Origin of the sequence: Pseudomonas sp. SCA2728.1_7 (assembly GCF_018138145.1) — a bacterium.
Lineage (GTDB): Bacteria > Pseudomonadota > Gammaproteobacteria > Pseudomonadales > Pseudomonadaceae > Aquipseudomonas > Aquipseudomonas koreensis_A.
This window is the reverse complement of the sequence record NZ_CP073104.1, coordinates 4,288,133-4,305,994: the sequence shown is the minus strand read 5'-3', so window position 1 is coordinate 4,305,994 and position 17,862 is coordinate 4,288,133. Positions and strand designations below refer to the sequence as shown.

The following is a 17,862-nucleotide window of genomic DNA, read 5'->3' as shown; positions in this document are numbered from 1 at the left end:
CTCAGGCGAACTCGCACGTCACGCTGGACTCGCCGTCGAGCGTGGCATGCACACGCTTGAGGCTTTCGCCGGTGGCCATGGCGTCGAGCAAACGATCCGCCACCAACGGCAGCACGTGCTGATCGAGCAGATGATCGATCAGGCGCGCGCCGCTGTCGCTTTGCGTGCAGCGCTCGGACAGGTGATCGACGAGGTTCTGGCACCAGCTGAAATCCAGCTGACGGCGATTCAGGCGCTCGCCGAGACGACCGAGTTTGATCTCGATCAGCTCGCGCAATACCGGGCCGCCGACCGGGTAGTACGGCACCACTTTCATCCGCGCCAGCAGCGCCGGTTTGAAGTGTTTGCTGAGTACCGGGCGGATGGTTTCTTCGAGGACTTCGGCGGTCGGGCGTGCGCCGTTCTCGCAAAGGTCGCTGATCTTGTCGCTGCCGAGGTTCGAGGTCATCAGGATCAACGTGTTGCGGAAGTCGATCTCGCGACCCTCGCCGTCGTTGGCCACGCCTTTGTCGAAGATTTGGTAGAACAGGTTGAGCACGTCCGGGTCAGCCTTTTCGACTTCATCGAGCAACACCACCGAGTACGGTTTCTGCCGCACGGCTTCGGTGAGCATGCCGCCCTCGCCGTAACCGACGTAGCCCGGTGGCGCGCCGATCAGGCGGGAAACGGTGTGCTTCTCTTGGAATTCGGACATGTTGATGGTGGTGATGAAACGATCACCGCCGTACAGCAAGTCAGCCAGGGCCAGCGCGGTTTCGGTTTTACCAACACCGCTCGGGCCGACCAGCAGGAACACGCCGACCGGTGCGTCAGGCTTGTTCAGGCCGGCAGCGGTGGCGCGCATCGAGCGATCCAGTGCGTGCACGGCTTGTTCCTGACCACGGATCCGCGTGCGCAAGTCGGTGGCGAAACTGGCGACTTTGGCGTTGTGCTCGCGGGCCAGTTGCGCCAGCGGCACACCGGTCCAGGCGCTGATCACTTCGGCGACCAGACGCGGGCACACTTCGAAGCTGACCAGACGCTCTTTGACTTGAGCGGCAGTCAGGGCGCTGTGGGTTTCGTTGAGTTGGGCTTCCAGCGCCTCGACGCTTTGGCCTTCTTCGACTTCGGCGGCAACGGTTTCGATCACGGTGCCTTCGGCGTCTTCTTCAACGGTGACCACGGGTTCGACCGCTGCAGCTTCGCGGGCCTTGGCCAGTTGCTGACGCAATTCCAACAGGCGCTCGGCCAGTTGCTTCTGTTCAGTCCACAGGGTTTCCAGCGCGACCATTTCGTCTTCGGCTTCGTCGAGACGAGCTTCCAGAGCATCCAGCGCTTCGTGGTCGATCAGCAGACCGGCTTCGGCATCGCGGCGCAGGGCCTGACGCTGGCGGCCACCTTCAGCCAGTTCGCCACGCAGGCGCTCAAGACTTTCCGGGGCGGCGGCGAGGCTGATGCGTACGCGGGCGCAAGCGGTGTCGAGCACATCGACGGCTTTGTCCGGCAGTTGCCGACCGGCCAGATAACGTGCGGACAATTCCGCCGCCGAGACCACCGCGTCATCACGCAGATAGATGCCGTGGCTCTTCTCGTAAACCTGGGCCAGACCACGGAGGATGGTCACCGCTTCACTGACGGTCGGTTCGTGCAGTTGCACCGGTTGGAAACGACGGGCCAGCGCCGGGTCTTTCTCGAAGTATTTCTTGTACTCGGCCCAGGTGGTTGCGGCGATGGTGCGCAGTTCGCCACGGGCCAGCGCCGGCTTCAGCAGGTTGGCCGCGTCGGAACCGCCCGCGTTGCCGCCCGCGCCGATCAGGGTGTGGGCTTCGTCGATGAACAGAATGATCGGTTTCGGCGAGGCTTTGACTTCGTCGATCACGCCTTTGAGACGACGTTCGAATTCACCTTTGACGCTGGCGCCGGCCTGCAAAAGCCCCATGTCCAGCGACAGCAGTTCAACGCCTTTGAGCACTTGCGGTACTTCACCGGCAGCAATGCGCGAAGCCAGGCCTTCGACGATGGCGGTCTTGCCGACACCGGCCTCACCGACGACGATCGGGTTGTTCTTGCGACGACGGGCGAGGATGTCGACCATCTGGCGAATCGCGCCGTCACGGCACAGCACCGGGTCGAGTTTGCCGTCACGGGCCTGTTGGGTCAGGTTGTGGGTGAAGCGCTGCAACAGCGATTCGCCCTGCGCCGCCGGTTTACCATTGGCCGCCGGTTGCTCTTTTTGCGACAGAGCAAATTCCTTCAGGCGATCGATGTTCAGCTTGGCGAGCAGCGGCTGATAACGGCTGCCGGCGTAGCGCATCGGGTTGCGCAGCAGGGCGAGAATCAGCGCCGCATCTTCAACTTGGGTCTGGCCCAGTTCGAGGTTAGCCACCAGCAGCGCATCTTGCAGCCACTGCACCAGTTCCGGGGCGAACACCGGGTTGCGCGAAGCGCTGTGTTCAACCCGCGATTGCAGCGCGGCGCTGAGTTCACCGGCGTCGACATCGGCATCTTGCAACGCGCGTGCGAGCAGGCCGTTCGGGCGCTCGAGCAGGCCGAGCATCAAATCTTCGACGAGGATCTTGCTGCCGCCACGGGCCACGCAACGCTCGGCCGAACGTTCCAGATCACGACGGGTTTCGGCGTCCAGCGCCTGGATGAGTTGTTGCAGGTCTACGTTGATCATGGCTCACGTCCTTAATGAATTTTGCTGCCCAGGGTCACCACGCCGTCCGCTTTTTCGCGGCCCAGCCAACTGGTCCAACCAAGGCGACAGGCGTTCTGCTCACCGATGCGCAGTTCGCGGATTTCTTCCTGGCGCAAGACCAGGCGGATGTCGTAATCGAGCGGGTCACGCAAGGTGAACCGCACCAGCGCGCAGAGCGGCTGGTAACCGAAACCGATCGGCAGGAATTCATGGAATCGCTGCCAGTCGAGTTCGGTGATGTGAATGCGGAATTTGCCGCTGCGGTCGCGCACGTGTTCGCCGAGCACCAGGTCTTCGCCGAGCAGGCTGTTGGCACGGCCCAAACGATTGCGCTGCTCTTCGAGAATTTCTACGCGGCGCTCGATGCACTGCTCGATGACCAGGTCTTCGTGCTTGAAGTAGTAACGCAGCACGGCTTCGATCAGCGCCGCCGAGTGCGCCCGCAAGCTGAGCAGGCCGAGGTACGGCAGCAGACGTTTCCAGTTGAGTTCCTTGGCCTTGCGGATCTCTTCGCCGCCCAAGCCGATCAGGGCGAACAGCTGCGATGAGAACGGGTCAATCGCGCCACTCTGGAAGCTTGCGCGATAGCGATATTTGCGCCAGATCGGCAGCATCAGCCGTTGCAGGCGATGGTGGAACAGGTCGAGGAAGTTGCGCGTCGGGTTGCCGTCTTCGCTATCGCCCAAGGCTTGTTCGCCGTAGAACGCCGGCAGCGGCGAACCCGAGCCGACCAGGCCGATCAGGTTGAAACGCATGCGCGCGCGCATCTGCCCGTGTTCTTCGAAAAACTCGACGCGATCGACGTCGCTGCGCGGAAAACCGAGGCTCGGGTTGGCCTGGAACTCCACGTGGTCGTACAGATCGTCTTCGCTCAGGTACGGGTGTGCCTCGCGCAGCCGGTCGATCACCAGCAGCACGGCCTGAAACAGCGAGTACTCGCGTATTACCTTGGTCAGCCCGCTTAAAGCAGGGGCTGCAGGCCCATACGTGGTGTCCATTGGTACACCTCTCCCTGTGTGCTTTTTACGCGCAGCTCATGGAATGAATTGAGACTGGCGTAGAGCGCGAAAAACTCGTTAAGAACCGAAGCGAAAACGAACAGGTCGCCTTCGCCGATGTACCCTTCCGGGTCGATGGTCAGTTCGGTGCGCAAACCGCGCACCGGCAACCCACGGTGCAAGCGGTCGACGTGGTGATGCTTGATGTGCTTGAGGCCGCCGAGCAGGCGTTTGCTGACCTTCTCCGCGTGCTGGTCGTAGTAGCGCGGCAGGTCGTAGGTTTCGAGAATCACCTTCAACGCATTGACGTCGGCCAGCGACAGATAGTTAAGCGACATGTTGCTGATCAGCTTCCACAGGAAGTCACGGTTCAGCGGTGGCGCGAAGCTCGACGTGGCCGGGGTGATGTTGCGGAAACTCAAAAACTCCGGCGTCTCTTCGCAGGCCATGCAGATGTCGCCGAGCTTGAGCTTGCGCGGCAGATTCTGGTTGGTGCAGATCAGCTCGATCGACAGGGTTTCGTGGGCTTCGGTGTGACGGATGCCGAAGCTCAGGTAGGTGTCGAGGCCGTCGTGCAGCAAGGACGAACGCTGGCGAATGCTGTAATGCGGACGGCTATTGGGTACGTCGAAACTCGGGTCGTGCTCGAAGGATTCGAACGGCACGTATTCCTGATAACCGAGGCCACCGGGCTTCCAGCCGGTCACGGTTTCCACCGAAAACACACCGCAGTTTTCCAGATCGTATTCCGCTGGCAGCAGCAGGTATTCGTCCTGCTTGCCGTCAAGGCGAATCGGCAGTGCGTCGTGCGCAAACAGGTTGGCAATCGGCGTGCAGAACAGCTTGACGTTATCCAGGGTCGGACGCATGCGCATGATGCCGCTCTTGCGAATATCGAAGCGCAATTCCAGACCACGCATCTGCTTGAGGGTGTCTTCCGGCAGCGCGTTGATGATGTCCAGACCGTTGACGTCGACGAACAGGAACTTGTCCTGGAAGGCGAAGTATTCCTGCAGGTAGCGATAGCCACGGAAGGTGTTCAGCGGATACGGGATCAACGCTTCTTCTTCGGCAAAGCCCACCGGTTTGACCCGATCACCCGGGATCTTGAAGGCCATCGGCTTGCCGCTGACGCCATCGATGGGCTTGCCGGCGCCGTCGAGCGGGATCAGTTCGATGCCTTCAAGGTTGCGCAGCAGGCTCAGGTAGAGCATCTGGCTGATGTAGCGCTCACCGGCAAAGTGCAGGCGCAGTTTGCTCAGTTCCAGCTCACCGAGGTGACCGTCAGCGCTCATTTCCAGACGCAGGCTGAGCAGCGAGCCGTCGCCCTTCACCGAGTAATTCAGCGCAGCCAGATCCAGCGGCAACACGTCGGTCGGGTAGCAGGTGCGGAAGCGGCAACGCACGTCTTCGATCGGCTTGCTTTCGATCGGCGTATCGCGCTCGACACGCAACGCCGGCCCGGAACGCTTGAGCGGATCGAACTGCAAAATGCTGAACGCCGGCAGCGGGCGCATGTAGTTCGGCCACAGCAGTTGCATCAGCGAATGGCTGAGCTCCGGCAACTCGTCATCGAGCTTCTGGCGCAGCCGCCCGGTGAGAAACGCAAAGCCCTCGAGCAACCGCTCCACGTCCGGATCCCGCCCGGCCTGGCCCAGATACGGTGCCAGCGCCGGACTACGCTCGGCGAAACGGCGACCGAGTTGGCGCAGTGCGGTGAGTTCGCTTTGGTAGTAGTGGTTAAACGACACGGGTTACCTGCCTGGTAGTGAAACGCATCAAAAAAATATCCTGTAGACCGCGACCGTCACGCCGGCACAGACGTAACCGCCAATCAGGAGAAACGGCACAATCGAGATCCAGCCGTACGCCATGTAGGCATCACTGAGCTGGCCGACGACCAGACTGAGCAAGCCATACAGCATCCATGGCACGGCGTAGAACGGGATGAACTTCACCGGCGCCCACCAAACCATCCGCAGCGCCTGCTGCTCGTTGCGGCTCTGCGCCGATCGGGACATCCATAGCGAAAAACCCAAAAGCCCGGGAATTCCCCACCACAACAGGTACTGCCAATAAATCCCGGACGACTCGGGTGTTGAATACTCGCCATTCCACAGGTCATAGGAACTGATCGCCAACACCGCCAGCAATGGCCACCACAGGGCCGCCATGAAGAAGCTGAGTTGCGCACGACTGAGCATGAGCATCTCGCTTGATGAGTCGGTCATGCGTCCGTCTCCTGCCCCGGGGTCGCTGGCACGTATTTATTCATCGCTGCGCAACTCCCTGTTTTTGCGCCGTGATCGCGACACCCGTATAGACATAGAGCTCTTCACCACCGTAGCCACCTATTGCCGCAGCGCTGAGTGGATGGCTGTCCCTGGTGCCATATCGAACCCAGCCTTCAGTCCACATCCCACCATTTTCGTGACGAATTTCCACGTAATAGTCCGGCGCTTCGTGCTTAGTAATCTCGACGAATACCCCCCCATCCTCGGCGCCAATCCACAACGCGTGGGGATGAGCGAACAGCTTTGGTTCGGTCGAGCTTTCCATCCGCAGCAGCAGCGTCAAGCCGACCAGAATCGCCAGCAAACCGACCGAGCTGAGAAAAGCGATGAGACATTGCCAGGCTCTGAGTTTCATCAAGCCAACCCGAACAAATGCTTCATGGGCAGAAAGCCCCGGTATCGACCGTCCACGAACGGACAGCTTTGTCTTCAGTTTTTTTGATGCTCGCTACTGCATTTCGCAAGGTCTGCGCGTCGATGGACTTAGTCGCGTTCTGGCTTTTGATCGACAGGCTGTACTGGTCGCTGATCTGACCCGATACGTCTTCACCGAATGACTGGTAGTTGCCGATGGAACTGCGCTGGTTCGGGTTTAACGTGAAACTGCGTGGCTGATCGTCATAGTTGGAGTCATTCGCCAGCGCCAGTTCCAGTGGTACTCCACAAGTGTTCAACAGGTAAACATCATTGCGATAGACCTGCTGCGCAGCGCATGCGGTCAGCGAAACGAAGCACGCGAAGAAGCTTACCCATCTCATCATCAAAATCGTTCTTGGCAGTTTCATGGACAAACCGATGCCTCGCTGATTGTCCACTCGCGCTGGTACACCTGCTGAGCAGCACAGCCATAAAGGGAAACGAACGGCAAGATGAGACCGGTCAACCTAGTCATCGAACTCGACCCTTGCCAGCCAAAGCAGGCTTTTGACGTCCTGTTCAGACGCCGCCACTCTCTTTTGCAGATCAGCGGAGGACTGCGTGTAACTGCTGAAGTAATGCATGACATCCACCTCGCCGACGTTCGGCGTCGGGTGGTTGTCCTTAGGGTTTTGCATCAATGTCGATGTTTCTTTGTGAGTCCAGGAGTAACCGGGGATGATTCCCCCGCCGTACTCATTGAGAATCAAATGACCAAACTCATGAGCCGACGTTTCTTTGAACTCTTCTCTGGCAATTTCTTTGGCGAACTCTGGAGTTCGACGTCGTTGAACAACGTAGCTTTCATAGGCATAGCCGGCGTTGTGATAAACCTTTCTGGCGATCGCCAGACTGGTGGAACGACCGAAGTCCTTCGACAAGGAGTCAATCAACGGGAAATTCCCGGCTTTGGGCTCGACGTTGATCTCGGTTTTGACCGTGACTTTGTAAAGGCCTTTGCTGGTCGTGATGCCCTCGGCGATACCGCCGCCGCGTGAGCCATTACGCGACCAGTACAACTCGATACCTTCCTTGGCCCAGCCAAGCAACGTGCTGAAAGGCGTGGGTACCAGTCCGGGGGTGGAACCACTGCTGCCGCCATCCGAAAAGCTCGGGCGCAACGTCACTTCAACGGTCTTGGCGTTGCGGTCAACACGCACATCGACCCATTTCACCTTTTTAGCCGAGCAATCAAGCTTCACTTCAGTCACTTGCTGCTGACCCGCCCCGGTCGCGGTGAGGCGCACTTTCAGGTTCGGGCTTTTCAGGACTTTGGTATCGAGGATGCCGGCCGTGTCGTAGCCGTCCCATTGCCATGGATACTTGCCTGGTGGCAGGAACGGCGCGGTATTGGCTTCGGCGTATACCAGCTTCTCGCCGTCCAGCACTTCCAGCTTCACACTGTCAGCTGCGTCCATGCGGTTCTCGACAACGAAATCGACCAACTCACGGTTTTTCGATGTTCCTGATTTCAGTTCGTCGAAGTCTGGAATTTCCAGCGGCGTCAGTACCGAGTTGCCACCGGACTTCAAACCCAGTCGGTAATCCAGCGCCGCGACAACCGCTATAGCGGCAAGCCCCGAAAAGGGTGCTGGCGAATGCGAATTCCCGATGATCACCGTCCCGGAACCTGCCGTAACCTTGTTGCCGTGAGAGCCAACAGAGCCAACCGTGGCGGCCGGTTTGCCATTGATCAAAACCGTGGTCGCCAGATCGCCGACCATCGCACCACCACACGCCGAGGCATCGCCTTGGCGGGCGGCCGCGAGGCCGTCGAAGAATACGTCGCCGGAACCGGCGGCGATCGGGTTGGTACCGTGGCCTGGAAGTGGGCAAGCGGTGGGGTCGGATACGCGTGCTGCGGGTTTGCCAGACATCGGGGATCTCCTTAGGTGACCTTCACTTGTCCGCTGCCATCCAGGCGCGCGGAAAAACTGACCTGACGCTTGAACCCTTCAACTTCCAGCAGGCCTTCGATGCTGAAGGCCAGGCGCAGTTGATCGTGGTCACGCGGCAGGGAAATGACACGCACGTTGCTCAGGCGCGGCTCGTAGGCTTCGATGAAGTTTTCGATGGCCAGACGGGCCTGACTCAGAGAGTCGTGCAGGCTCAGACGCATGTCATTGAGATCGGGCAACCCGTAGTCGGCCAGCGTTTGCACGCTGCCGGCCCGGGTGCTGAGCATTTTGGCCAGATGGGCAGCCACTGACGCCATGGCACAAGCCTCAAGGCTGTTGCCCTTGCGTAGTTGCGCGTCGCCGTTGAGGCGTTCGAACAGGCTGCCGTATCCGTCCATGAGTCGCTCTTACTCTTTGTCCAGCTTGCCAACCAGCGACAGGGTGAAATCGGCACCCATGTACTTGAAGTGCGGACGCACGTTCAAGCTCACGCGGTACCAGCCCGGCTCGCCTTCAACGTCGCTGACGATCACTTGCGCAGCGCGCAGCGGACGACGGCCACGCACTTCGGCGCTCGGGTTTTCCTGGTCGGCAACGTACTGACGGATCCACTTGTTCAGTTCCAGCTCGAGGTCGGTACGCTCTTTCCACGAACCGAGTTGCTCGCGCTGCAGCACTTTCAAGTAGTGAGCCAGGCGGTTGACGATCATCATGTACGGCAGTTGGGTGCCGAGCTTGTAGTTCAGCTCTGCGGCCTTGCCTTCTGCGCTGATGCCGAAGAACTTCGGCTTCTGCACCGAACTCGCGGAGAAGAACGCCGCGTTGTCGGAGCCTTTACGCATGGTCAGGGAAATGAAGCCTTCCTCGGCCAGTTCGTATTCACGACGGTCGGAAACCAGAACTTCAGTAGGAATCTTGGTTTCGATTTCGCCCATGCTTTCGAAATGGTGCAACGGCAGGTCTTCAACCGCGCCACCGCTCTGCGGGCCGATGATGTTCGGGCACCAGCGGAATTTGGCGAAGCTGTCGGTCAGCTTGGTGCCGAACGCGTAAGCAGTGTTGCCCCACAGGTAGTGCTCGTGGCTGTTGGCAACGGTTTCCTTGTACACGAACGATTTGACCGGGTTTTCTTCCGGATCGTACGGGTTACGCAGCAGGAAACGCGGCACGGTCAGACCAACGTAGCGGGAGTCTTCCGAGGTACGGAAGCTCTGCCATTTGGCGAATTGCGGGCCTTCGAAGTGGTCTTTCAGATCTTTCAGATCCGGCAGGCCGGTGAAGCTTTCCAGGCCGAAGAATTTCGGGCCGGCAGCAGCGATGAACGGTGCGTGCGACATGCACGAAACGCTGGCCACGTACTGCATCAGCTTGACGTCTGGCGAGCTTGGCGACATGTAGTAGTTAGCGATGATCGCGCCCACAGGCTGACCACCGAACTGGCCGTATTCAGCGGTGTAGATGTGCTTGTACAGGCCCGACTGCATGACTTCCGGCGAATCTTCGAAATCGTCCAGCAGGTCTTCTTTCGAGACGTTGAGGATTTCGATCTTGATGTTTTCGCGGAAGTTGGTGCGGTCGACCAGCAACTGCAGACCACGCCACGACGATTCCAGAGCCTGGAAGTCCGGGTGGTGCAGGATTTCGTCCATCTGACGGCTGAGCTTGGCATCGATCTCGGCGATCATGCGGTCAACCATGGCCTTTTTGACCGGCTCACCGTTGTTCTGCGGTTTGAGCAGTTCTTCGATGAACGCCGACACACCGCGCTTGGCGATGTCGTAGGCTTCGTCGTCCGGAGTCAGACGGGTTTCGGCGATGATGCTGTCGAGAATGCTGTACTCGCCGTTGCCGGCGCTCTTCTCTTGTGCTGCGCTAGTGCTCATTGTGTTGGCTTCCTTGGCTGGAGTCTCAGGCGTCCGGGGCTGCGGCGTTCAGGCCCAGCTCACCGAGTACGCGACCGCGGGATTCGTCGTCGGCGAGCACGCCTTCGATCGCTTTACGGAACGCAGGTGCGTTACCCAGCGGGCCTTTGAGGGCCACCAGCGCATCGCGCAGTTCCATCAGTTTTTTCAGCTCAGGCACTTGCTCGACCAGGCTGGCCGGGTTGAAGTCCTTCATCGAATTGACGCGCAGTTGCACAGCCAGCTCGTCGGCCTCGCCATCTTCCTGCAGACGGTTCGGCACGCTCAGCGTCAGACCCAGTTCTTGCTTGGCCAACACTTCGTCGAAGGTCATCTTGTCGATGCTGATCGGCTTGCGATCTTCGATTTTGCGATCGTCCTTGCGGTGGGTGTAGTCACCGATTGCCAGCAGCTTCAGCGGCAGTTCAATCTCTTCCTGAGCACCGCCGGTGGCGGGTTTGAAGGTGACGTTGATGCGTTCCTTGGGGGCTACCGAGCCTTCTTTGGCCATGGCTTTTCTCCTTGCGGTTGTGGCCCTGGGGCCTATTCGAGTACCACTTCGAGATCGAGGTGGCACAGCCTGCGATAAATCTCTTCCTTGCGTTCACGTACGGCATGGTTCTGCGGCAACAACTCGCAGCAACTGTGCAGTAGATGCAGCACTTCCAATGCAAGATCGGGCTCCCAGGCGTGCAGGCCTGAGTCCTGTAATGTCTGATCGAGGGTTTCCAACTGGTTCTTGGCCAGTTCGTATTTCTTGGCCATGAAGCACAGCCGCGCGAGGGCGAACTGCCAGAAGAAGCGTTCGCGGCCACCGTGAGCGGATTGCAAACCCTGCTTTAGGGTCTGCACCGCTGGCTTCAGGCCTTCCTTGCGCAGCAGCGGCAGGACTTCTTCGAGGGCCTTTTCCCAGGCCGGCTGGGTTTCGACGTTTTCGCTTTCGACCTTGCGCGGCGCACTGGCACTTTGCAGGTGCGGCATGACGTTGGCGGCGATCCACGCCCGGGTGGACGGATCGGCAAACGGCGCGCCGTCATGGAAACGCAACTCGACAATGCCGGGCAGCCGTTGAACCAAAAGCGCGAAGTGGATTTCCACTTCGCGCATTGCCAACTCGGCGTTGAGGTTCTGGAGACATTCCCAGACCATCCTCTGGCCATCGAACCAGAACGGCGCCTTCGCCAGGCTCGCCTCCAGTTCCACCAGCAAGTCGGCGTATTTGCCCTGATCGTAACGGTCCTGATAGAGCTTGAGTTTTTCCAGCGGCAGGCCGCGCAACACGGTGATCTGCTCGGCGTTGCGTTCGGGCACTGCGTCGATGGTCATCCACAGCAGCGTGCGATTCAGGCGCAGGGCGCGCAGGTCGGTGGCTTTCTGCTTGAGCCACCAGGCGCACAACGGACGGGCGCTTTCCTGTTGGGCGCGCAGCGCTTTATGGGCGTCTCGTTCGTTGTCGATCGGTGCGCCGGGGGTGAGCAACTGGCTCGCCGCCTGCTTGACCTGCGCCACAGCCGCACCGACCACACCGGGAGCCGGCTGGTTGTCGGCCGCGCGCTGGATCATGGTTTTCAGGCGACGGGAAATCGGCAGCAACAGCGGCGAATCATCGCCCAGATGCTCAGCACACGCCGCTTCGAGACCGGACAGGTGCTCGGAGAGCTGCCGGAACATCGGCAACTGCTCTTTGATCGCAATGTTTTCGGTGATGACCTGCTCGAGACGCGGCACCAGCCAGCCGATGGCGGCGGCTCGGGTGCGGGGTTTGAGCGGGTGAACGTCGGCCCAGTTGTTTTCCGACAGATGGTGCAGCAACCCGAGCCCGGCCAGCAGCCCGGGGAAGGATTCGCGCTGGTACAGCGACCAGGTCAGCCAGGCGCCGACACGCAAATCCTTGGATTGGGTACGCAGCAGGTTTTCGCTGTTTTCGCGAATTTTCAGCCAGTCGATCTGCCCGCTTTCGTGCATCGACGAGGCTTTGGCCAGCTCGCTTTCCAGCGCCTCGAATTCGCTCGAAAAACGAACGTCTTCGCCCGCGAAATTCTCTTTGGAAACAGAGACTTTAGCGAGTTCGAGGTAATGGGCGGAAAGTTTGCTTGAGTAGGACATCCATGGCCTTTATTAAGGATTACAGTCAGGCGCCTATTGGAGTAACCGCGGCGCGGGACAGTATCGAAGAGCGGTGGTGCGACTCATCCAATTGAGATGTGCTCTTTCAAGTGGGCGCATCGTAATCACTATGATGGCCACTAGCAAGCATCTGATTAAACAACAAGACGAACTGTTCTTTGTTTGTTGTAGGAGGTTTCCCTATATTCAGCCAGGGAATCCCCGATGCCGTCTTCATATATACGCAGCTGCACGAAACACCTGAAAACCCTGATTTAGAGCGATCGTTCCAATCTGCCGCGATCACCAAAAACCGGGGCCGACGACAATGGCGCGGAGCATGACGGGTTTTGAAAAAAACGGATGTAGGATGATTCCGAAAGATTTCAGTGTTGTTTCAACAATCCACAGCGAGACAACCAACAATGGCAAAAGTGCCATCAATATGATGGCTTTTATATATAGGTTATTGATTTAAGTGTGAGGCAGATCGATAGCCAACCAATGCAATTGATTACGTGGCTTTATTATTGCTGCAGGCCATAACAAATAGGCAGGCATAAAAAATGGGCACCCGACCGCAATCGGTGTGCCCATTTTTTCAGCGGTTCTCCCCGTTATTCGAGGAGTTCGCCGCAATTAAGGATTAACGCTGTCTTTCAACGATTTGCCTGGCTTGAACGCAACGGTGTTGCTGGCCTTGATTTTAACCGGTTCGCCGGTCTGCGGGTTTTTGCCGGTGCGGGCGCCGCGGTGACGTTGCAGGAAGGTGCCGAAGCCGACCAGCGTCACGCTGTCCTTGCGGTGCAGAGCGCCGGTGATTTCTTCGAGGACGGCGTTGAGTACGCGGTTGGCCTGTTCTTTGGTCAGATCTGCTTTTTCAGCGATTGCAGCGGCGAGTTCTGGTTTACGCATTAGTGAAGCCCCTTTGACGGTTTTTTGTTGTTATGTCCGTGCTGCTCTCGTTGGAACAGCGCCCAAGGCGCCGCAGGCTCTACTCTGCGGCAGACGGGAGTGAGAATGGCACGCGGACAAGGCCTGCGCCAGTCTCACTACAACCTTTGTGGGGGCAAAAGCGGGGTGATTCCGACAGAACGACCGGTATTTACGCCAGCAGGGCCGGAAGCTGTTTGTTCAGGGCCAGTTTTTCCATGACCGCCGCACCGGTCAGCGCGTAACCGAGCAACTGGCCGTCGGCACCGTGGCACAGCGCCTTGATGTCGGCGCCCTGCCCTTCAACGGTCCAAACGCCTTCGCTACCGCGTGGCGGCGGCGAAACCACCAACGGGCAAACCGGGGTTTTCACGGTGATCGGCATCGGGCCGTAGCTGACCGCCTTAGGGTTTCCTGCCAGTGTTTGTGCCAGTGCTCGCGCACAGCTCATGAGGGGCATCACGTACAGCAGATTCAGCCCGTCGACCTCGGCGCAGTCACCCAGCGCATAGATATTGGCGTGGGAAGTCTTCAGGTGCCGATCTACTACAACGCCGCGATTGACCTGCACGCCCGCGGCGGCCGCCAGATCGATACGCGGTCGCAGGCCGATGGCCGAGACCACAACGTCGCACGGGATGACCTGGCCGTCGGACAGATGCGCTTCGAGGCCGTCAGCGACTTTTTGCAGGCGGGTCAGCACCGGGCCGAGGTGGAATTTCGCACCAAGGCTTTCCAGCCCGGCCTGCACCGCTGCCGCAGCGGCGGGGTGCAGCAACATCGGCATGACTTGTTCGCACGGCGCAACCAGTTGCACCTCGTAGCCGCCAAGGATCAGGTCATTGGCGAATTCGCAGCCGATCAGGCCGGCGCCGAGCAACAGCACCCGGCGCTTGCCAGCCGCAGCGGCGCGGAAGCGTGCGTAGTCTTCGAGATCATTGATCGGGAAGACCAGCTCCGCGCCATCGCCTTCGATTGGCACGCGCACGGTTTCTGCGCCCCAGGCGAGGATCAGATCGCGGTAATAAACCGCTTCTTCGCCGATCCACAGGCGCTTGTGGCCGGCGTCGATGCCACTGATGCGCGTATGGGTGCGCACCTCGGCTTTCAACTGCTCGGCCATGGCGCCCGGTTCGGCCATGCTCAGGCCATCGGCGTCCTTGTTCTTGCCGAAACCGGTGGAGAGCATCGGTTTGGAGTAAGAGCGGCCGTCATCAGCCGTGATCAGCAGCAGCGGGGTTTCGCTGTCGAGTTTGCGAAATTCCCGGGCCAGGTTGTAGCCCGCAAGGCCAGTGCCAATGATGACGACAGGTGCGCTCATGCCTTACTCCTTGATTGTGCTTAGTTGATTTCGATCATTTCGAAGTCCATTTTGCCGACGCCGCAGTCCGGGCACAGCCAGTCTTCCGGTACGTCCTGCCACAGGGTGCCCGGCGCAATGCCGTCATCCGGCCAACCGTCGGCTTCGTTGTAGATCAGGCCACAGACGATGCATTGCCACTTTTTCATTCAGGTACTTCCTCAGGGTTCAGGCTGGGTGCCGGCGCGGACGGTCGATGGGTGTTGCGCTGCCATCCGGCTCAGGGCGTTTTGTACTGATGGAGCCGGGCAGATGCAAGCCTGTTCGGCGCAATGGTGCCCCGGATCAATCAATCTCGCAGCTCGCCATGGTAAGCTCGCCGCCTCATTTGCGGCCAATAATGACTCATTGTGCAACATTCAAATGCCTGCCCGACCCCGCTCTGGCTGACCCAAAGCCGACTGACGCCCCTCCCCGATTCGTTGACCCTCGACTGGTTGTTCGACGAAGGCTCCCTCACCCGCCGACTGACCCGGCTGTCCAATGACGGCTTCAGCGTCACGCCACTGTTTGAAGGCTGGGACACCCTGCGCGCTGACGAATGCGCTGCACTGGATCTGGCCGAGGGCAGCGAAGGCTGGGTGCGCGAGGTGTATTTGCGCGGTCATGGCGAGGCTTGGGTGTTTGCCCGCAGCGTCGCTTCGCGCGCCGCTTTGCAGGGTGACGGCTTGCACATGGACGAACTGGGCAGCCGCTCGCTGGGCGAACTGCTGTTTTGCGATCAGGCGTTCCAGCGCCGCGCCCTCGAAGTTTGCCACTACCCTGAGGAATGGCTACCGCCAGCCGCGAAAGCGCCCGAGCTGTGGGGCCGTCGTTCGCGTTTTGATCGGGGCGCGCTGAGCGTATTGGTCGCGGAAATCTTCCTGCCGAGCCTGTGGAGCGCCGCCCGCGCCCATCCGGAGAACTGCTGATGTATCAGAGCCTGCTCAAGTCCCTGAACCGCTTGAACCCGCGTGCTTGGGATTTCATTCAGTTGACCCGGATGGACAAGCCGATCGGCATTTACCTGCTGCTGTGGCCGACGCTGTGGGCGCTGTGGATTGCCGGCAAGGGCTCGCCGTCGCTGGCCAACGTGGTGATTTTCGTCCTCGGCGTGGTGCTGACCCGCGCCGGCGGTTGCGTGATCAACGACTGGGCTGATCGCAAGGTCGACGGCCACGTTAAACGCACCGCGCAAAGGCCTTTAGCTGCGGGCAGAATAAGCTCGAAAGAAGCGCTGGTGTTCTTTGCGCTATTGATGGGCGTAAGTTTTCTGCTGGTGCTGTGCACCAATGCGCCGACCATCTGGCTGTCGCTCGGTGGTCTGGCGTTGGCCTTCACTTATCCGTTCATGAAGCGCTACACCTATTACCCGCAAGTGGTGCTGGGCGCAGCGTTCTCGTGGGGCATGCCGATGGCGTTCACCGCCGAGACCGGTGAGCTGCCGGCGGCAGCGTGGCTGCTGTGGATCGCCAATCTGCTGTGGACGGTGGGTTACGACACCTATTACGCGATGACCGATCGCGATGACGATTTGAAGATTGGCGTGAAATCCACAGCGATTCTGTTTGGCGAGGCGGATCGGTTGATCATCCTGAGTTTGCAGGCGTTGTCGCTGGGCTGTCTGTTGCTGGCGGGTTCCAAATTCGAGTTGGGGATCTGGTTCCATCTCGGTTTGCTGGTGGCTGCTGGCTGCTATGCGTGGGAGTTCTGGTACACCCGCGATCGTGACCGCATGCGTTGTTTCAAGGCGTTCTTGCACAACCACTGGGCCGGGTTGGCGATTTTCGTCGGGATCGTGCTGGATTACGCATTGCGCTAAACACATACCTGTAGGAGTGAGCCTGCTCGCGATAGCGGTGCATCAGTCAACGATGATGTCGGCTGACATGACGCCTTCGCGAGCAGGCTCGCTCCCACAGGTGATTTGCGTTTACTTGTGCTCGTGCACCACGTGCCACACTTCCTTCATGCCATCACCTTTCATTTCTCCAGGTTTCTCGTCCTTCATGAAGGTGTACAGCGGTTTGCCGTTGTAGGCGTACTGCATCATGCCGTCATCACGCTTGATGACCGTCCATTTGCCCTCAGCCTTGGCCCCCGCCGGCGCCATCATCGGCGGCCAGTTCTTCGCGCAATCGCCGTTGCACATCGACTTGCCGCCAGCGTCCTTGTCGAACGTATAAACGGTCATGCCTTTGTGATCGACCATCATGCCGTCTTTCATCATGGCCGGCTCCGCGGCCATGGCAAATCCAGGCAGAGTCAGGGCGGCAGCCATCAGCAGTGCTTTAAAAGAAACAGTCATTTGAGTCATGGAAACCTTCTTTTGTGGTTGTCAGGATTCGGACTTAGAGCTTAGTTCAGGATTTGCACAATCGCCGCCGGGCGAAAATACTGTCACACGACTGCAATAATTCCGTTATCTAATGCGGCGCAAGACAGTTAAATGACAAGAGGATTAAGGCATGGTTGGCAGGAGCATTCTGATCGTCGACGACGAAGCGCCCATTCGCGAAATGATCGCCGTTGCGTTGGAAATGGCCGGCTATGACTGCCTCGAGGCAGAGAACTCGCAGCAGGCACACGCCATCATCGTCGACCGCAAGCCGGACCTGATCCTGCTCGACTGGATGCTGCCGGGCACCTCCGGTATCGAACTGGCCCGTCGTCTGAAGCGTGATGAGCTGACCGGAGACATCCCGATCATCATGCTCACTGCCAAGGGCGAAGAGGACAACAAGATCCAGGGTCTGGAAGTCGGCGCCGACGACTACATCACCAAACCGTTTTCCCCGCGCGAACTGGTCGCCCGCCTCAAGGCTGTGCTGCGTCGTGCCGGCCCGACCGACGGCGAAGCGCCGATCGAAGTCGGTGGCTTGCTGCTCGACCCGATCAGCCACCGCGTGACCATCGACGGCAAACCCGCCGAGATGGGCCCGACCGAATACCGTCTGCTGCAATTCTTCATGACCCACCAGGAACGCGCCTACACCCGTGGCCAGTTGCTGGATCAGGTCTGGGGCGGCAACGTCTATGTGGAAGAGCGCACCGTCGACGTGCACATCCGCCGCCTGCGCAAGGCCCTCGGCGACGCTTACGAAAATCTGGTACAAACCGTGCGCGGCACCGGCTACCGGTTTTCCACCAAGGCATAAAAAAGCAGCGGCAAGCTTCTAGCTACAAGCGGCAAGTAAAAGCCGATCCGCTTTAACTTGAAGCTTGTGGCTTGAAACTCGAAGCTGCGTTAAGGACGCTCCGTGAATCAAAACTGGCATGGCACCCTGATTCGCCAC

17 protein-coding genes and 2 pseudogenes are annotated in these 17,862 nt (G+C 59.4%); 3 read left to right on the top strand and 16 right to left on the bottom strand.

Features of this window, described 5'->3' with window-relative positions; all coding sequences use genetic code 11:
* Position 1 precedes the first annotated feature (1 nt).
* From tssH to KBP52_RS19030, 14 genes and pseudogenes are all read right to left on the bottom strand, one after another.
* On the bottom strand, positions 2-2,659 hold the full coding sequence (gene tssH, locus KBP52_RS19095; RefSeq protein ID WP_212620766.1) for a type VI secretion system ATPase TssH: 2,658 nt from the start codon (positions 2,657-2,659) through the stop codon (positions 2-4).
* A gap of 11 nt (positions 2,660-2,670) precedes the next feature.
* A complete protein-coding gene (gene tssG, locus KBP52_RS19090) occupies positions 2,671-3,678 on the bottom strand; it encodes a type VI secretion system baseplate subunit TssG (RefSeq protein WP_034152087.1) in 1,008 nt (335 codons plus the stop codon).
* Complete coding sequence (gene tssF / locus KBP52_RS19085) at positions 3,642-5,429, bottom strand: type VI secretion system baseplate subunit TssF (RefSeq protein WP_007920286.1); 1,788 nt, start codon at positions 5,427-5,429, stop codon at positions 3,642-3,644. Before tssF ends, tssG begins: the two co-directional genes overlap by 37 nt.
* 27 nt (positions 5,430-5,456) lie before the next feature.
* Positions 5,457-5,909, bottom strand: coding sequence for a hypothetical protein (locus tag KBP52_RS19080; protein ID WP_077575071.1), 453 nt, complete (start codon positions 5,907-5,909; stop codon positions 5,457-5,459).
* 40 nt (positions 5,910-5,949) lie between these two features.
* Positions 5,950-6,327 (bottom strand): hypothetical protein, encoded by a 378-nt coding sequence (locus KBP52_RS19075; RefSeq protein WP_123593503.1) that lies wholly within the window; start codon positions 6,325-6,327, stop codon positions 5,950-5,952.
* A 22-nt stretch (positions 6,328-6,349) separates the two neighbouring features.
* A complete protein-coding gene (locus KBP52_RS19070; protein ID WP_249122196.1) occupies positions 6,350-6,733 on the bottom strand; it encodes a hypothetical protein in 384 nt (127 codons plus the stop codon).
* Positions 6,734-7,972: 1,239 nt separating this feature from the next.
* Positions 7,973-8,266, bottom strand: a pseudogene (locus KBP52_RS30765) (PAAR domain-containing protein); the annotation flags it as partial.
* Positions 8,267-8,277: 11 nt separating this feature from the next.
* Positions 8,278-8,685 carry a type VI secretion system baseplate subunit TssE gene (tssE, locus tag KBP52_RS19060; RefSeq protein ID WP_007920274.1) on the bottom strand — a complete coding sequence of 136 codons (408 nt, stop codon included), beginning with the start codon at positions 8,683-8,685 and terminating at the stop codon, positions 8,278-8,280.
* Positions 8,686-8,694: 9 nt separating this feature from the next.
* Positions 8,695-10,170, bottom strand: coding sequence for a type VI secretion system contractile sheath large subunit (tssC, locus tag KBP52_RS19055; RefSeq protein ID WP_007920272.1), 1,476 nt, complete (start codon positions 10,168-10,170; stop codon positions 8,695-8,697).
* A gap of 25 nt (positions 10,171-10,195) precedes the next feature.
* A complete protein-coding gene (gene tssB, locus KBP52_RS19050; protein WP_003229587.1) occupies positions 10,196-10,699 on the bottom strand; it encodes a type VI secretion system contractile sheath small subunit in 504 nt (167 codons plus the stop codon).
* Between the two features lie 32 nt (positions 10,700-10,731).
* Positions 10,732-12,294 carry a type VI secretion system protein TssA gene (tssA, locus tag KBP52_RS19045; RefSeq protein ID WP_137218270.1) on the bottom strand — a complete coding sequence of 521 codons (1,563 nt, stop codon included), beginning with the start codon at positions 12,292-12,294 and terminating at the stop codon, positions 10,732-10,734.
* Positions 12,295-12,933: 639 nt separating this feature from the next.
* Complete coding sequence (locus tag KBP52_RS19040) at positions 12,934-13,209, bottom strand: HU family DNA-binding protein (protein ID WP_003213368.1); 276 nt, start codon at positions 13,207-13,209, stop codon at positions 12,934-12,936.
* Between the two features lie 190 nt (positions 13,210-13,399).
* Positions 13,400-14,548, bottom strand: coding sequence for an FAD-dependent oxidoreductase (locus tag KBP52_RS19035; protein WP_212620764.1), 1,149 nt, complete (start codon positions 14,546-14,548; stop codon positions 13,400-13,402).
* Positions 14,549-14,568: 20 nt separating this feature from the next.
* A complete protein-coding gene (locus KBP52_RS19030) occupies positions 14,569-14,736 on the bottom strand; it encodes a rubredoxin (RefSeq protein ID WP_003437744.1) in 168 nt (55 codons plus the stop codon).
* A gap of 201 nt (positions 14,737-14,937) precedes the next feature.
* Here KBP52_RS19030 and KBP52_RS19025 point away from each other — a divergent pair, with 201 nt between their 5' ends.
* Together KBP52_RS19025 and ubiA are read left to right on the top strand one after the other, a co-directional pair.
* Complete coding sequence (locus tag KBP52_RS19025; protein WP_212620763.1) at positions 14,938-15,498, top strand: chorismate lyase; 561 nt, start codon at positions 14,938-14,940, stop codon at positions 15,496-15,498.
* Positions 15,498-16,388 (top strand): 4-hydroxybenzoate octaprenyltransferase, encoded by an 891-nt coding sequence (gene ubiA / locus KBP52_RS19020; RefSeq protein WP_212620762.1) that lies wholly within the window; start codon positions 15,498-15,500, stop codon positions 16,386-16,388. The genes KBP52_RS19025 and ubiA overlap by 1 nt, the downstream gene beginning before the upstream one ends.
* A 5-nt stretch (positions 16,389-16,393) precedes the next feature.
* On the opposite strand, the pseudogene KBP52_RS30575 reads toward ubiA, so the two are convergent.
* Positions 16,394-16,486 (bottom strand): annotated as a pseudogene (locus tag KBP52_RS30575) (metal ABC transporter ATP-binding protein); the annotation flags it as partial.
* Between the two features lie 13 nt (positions 16,487-16,499).
* A complete protein-coding gene (locus tag KBP52_RS19015) occupies positions 16,500-16,883 on the bottom strand; it encodes a hypothetical protein (RefSeq protein WP_212620761.1) in 384 nt (127 codons plus the stop codon).
* Between the two features lie 151 nt (positions 16,884-17,034).
* On the opposite strand from KBP52_RS19015, the gene phoB reads away from it, so the two are divergent.
* Positions 17,035-17,724, top strand: a complete 690-nt coding sequence (gene phoB / locus KBP52_RS19010) for a phosphate regulon transcriptional regulator PhoB (RefSeq protein WP_007896474.1) — start codon at positions 17,035-17,037, stop codon at positions 17,722-17,724.
* Positions 17,725-17,862: the final 138 nt, after the last annotated feature.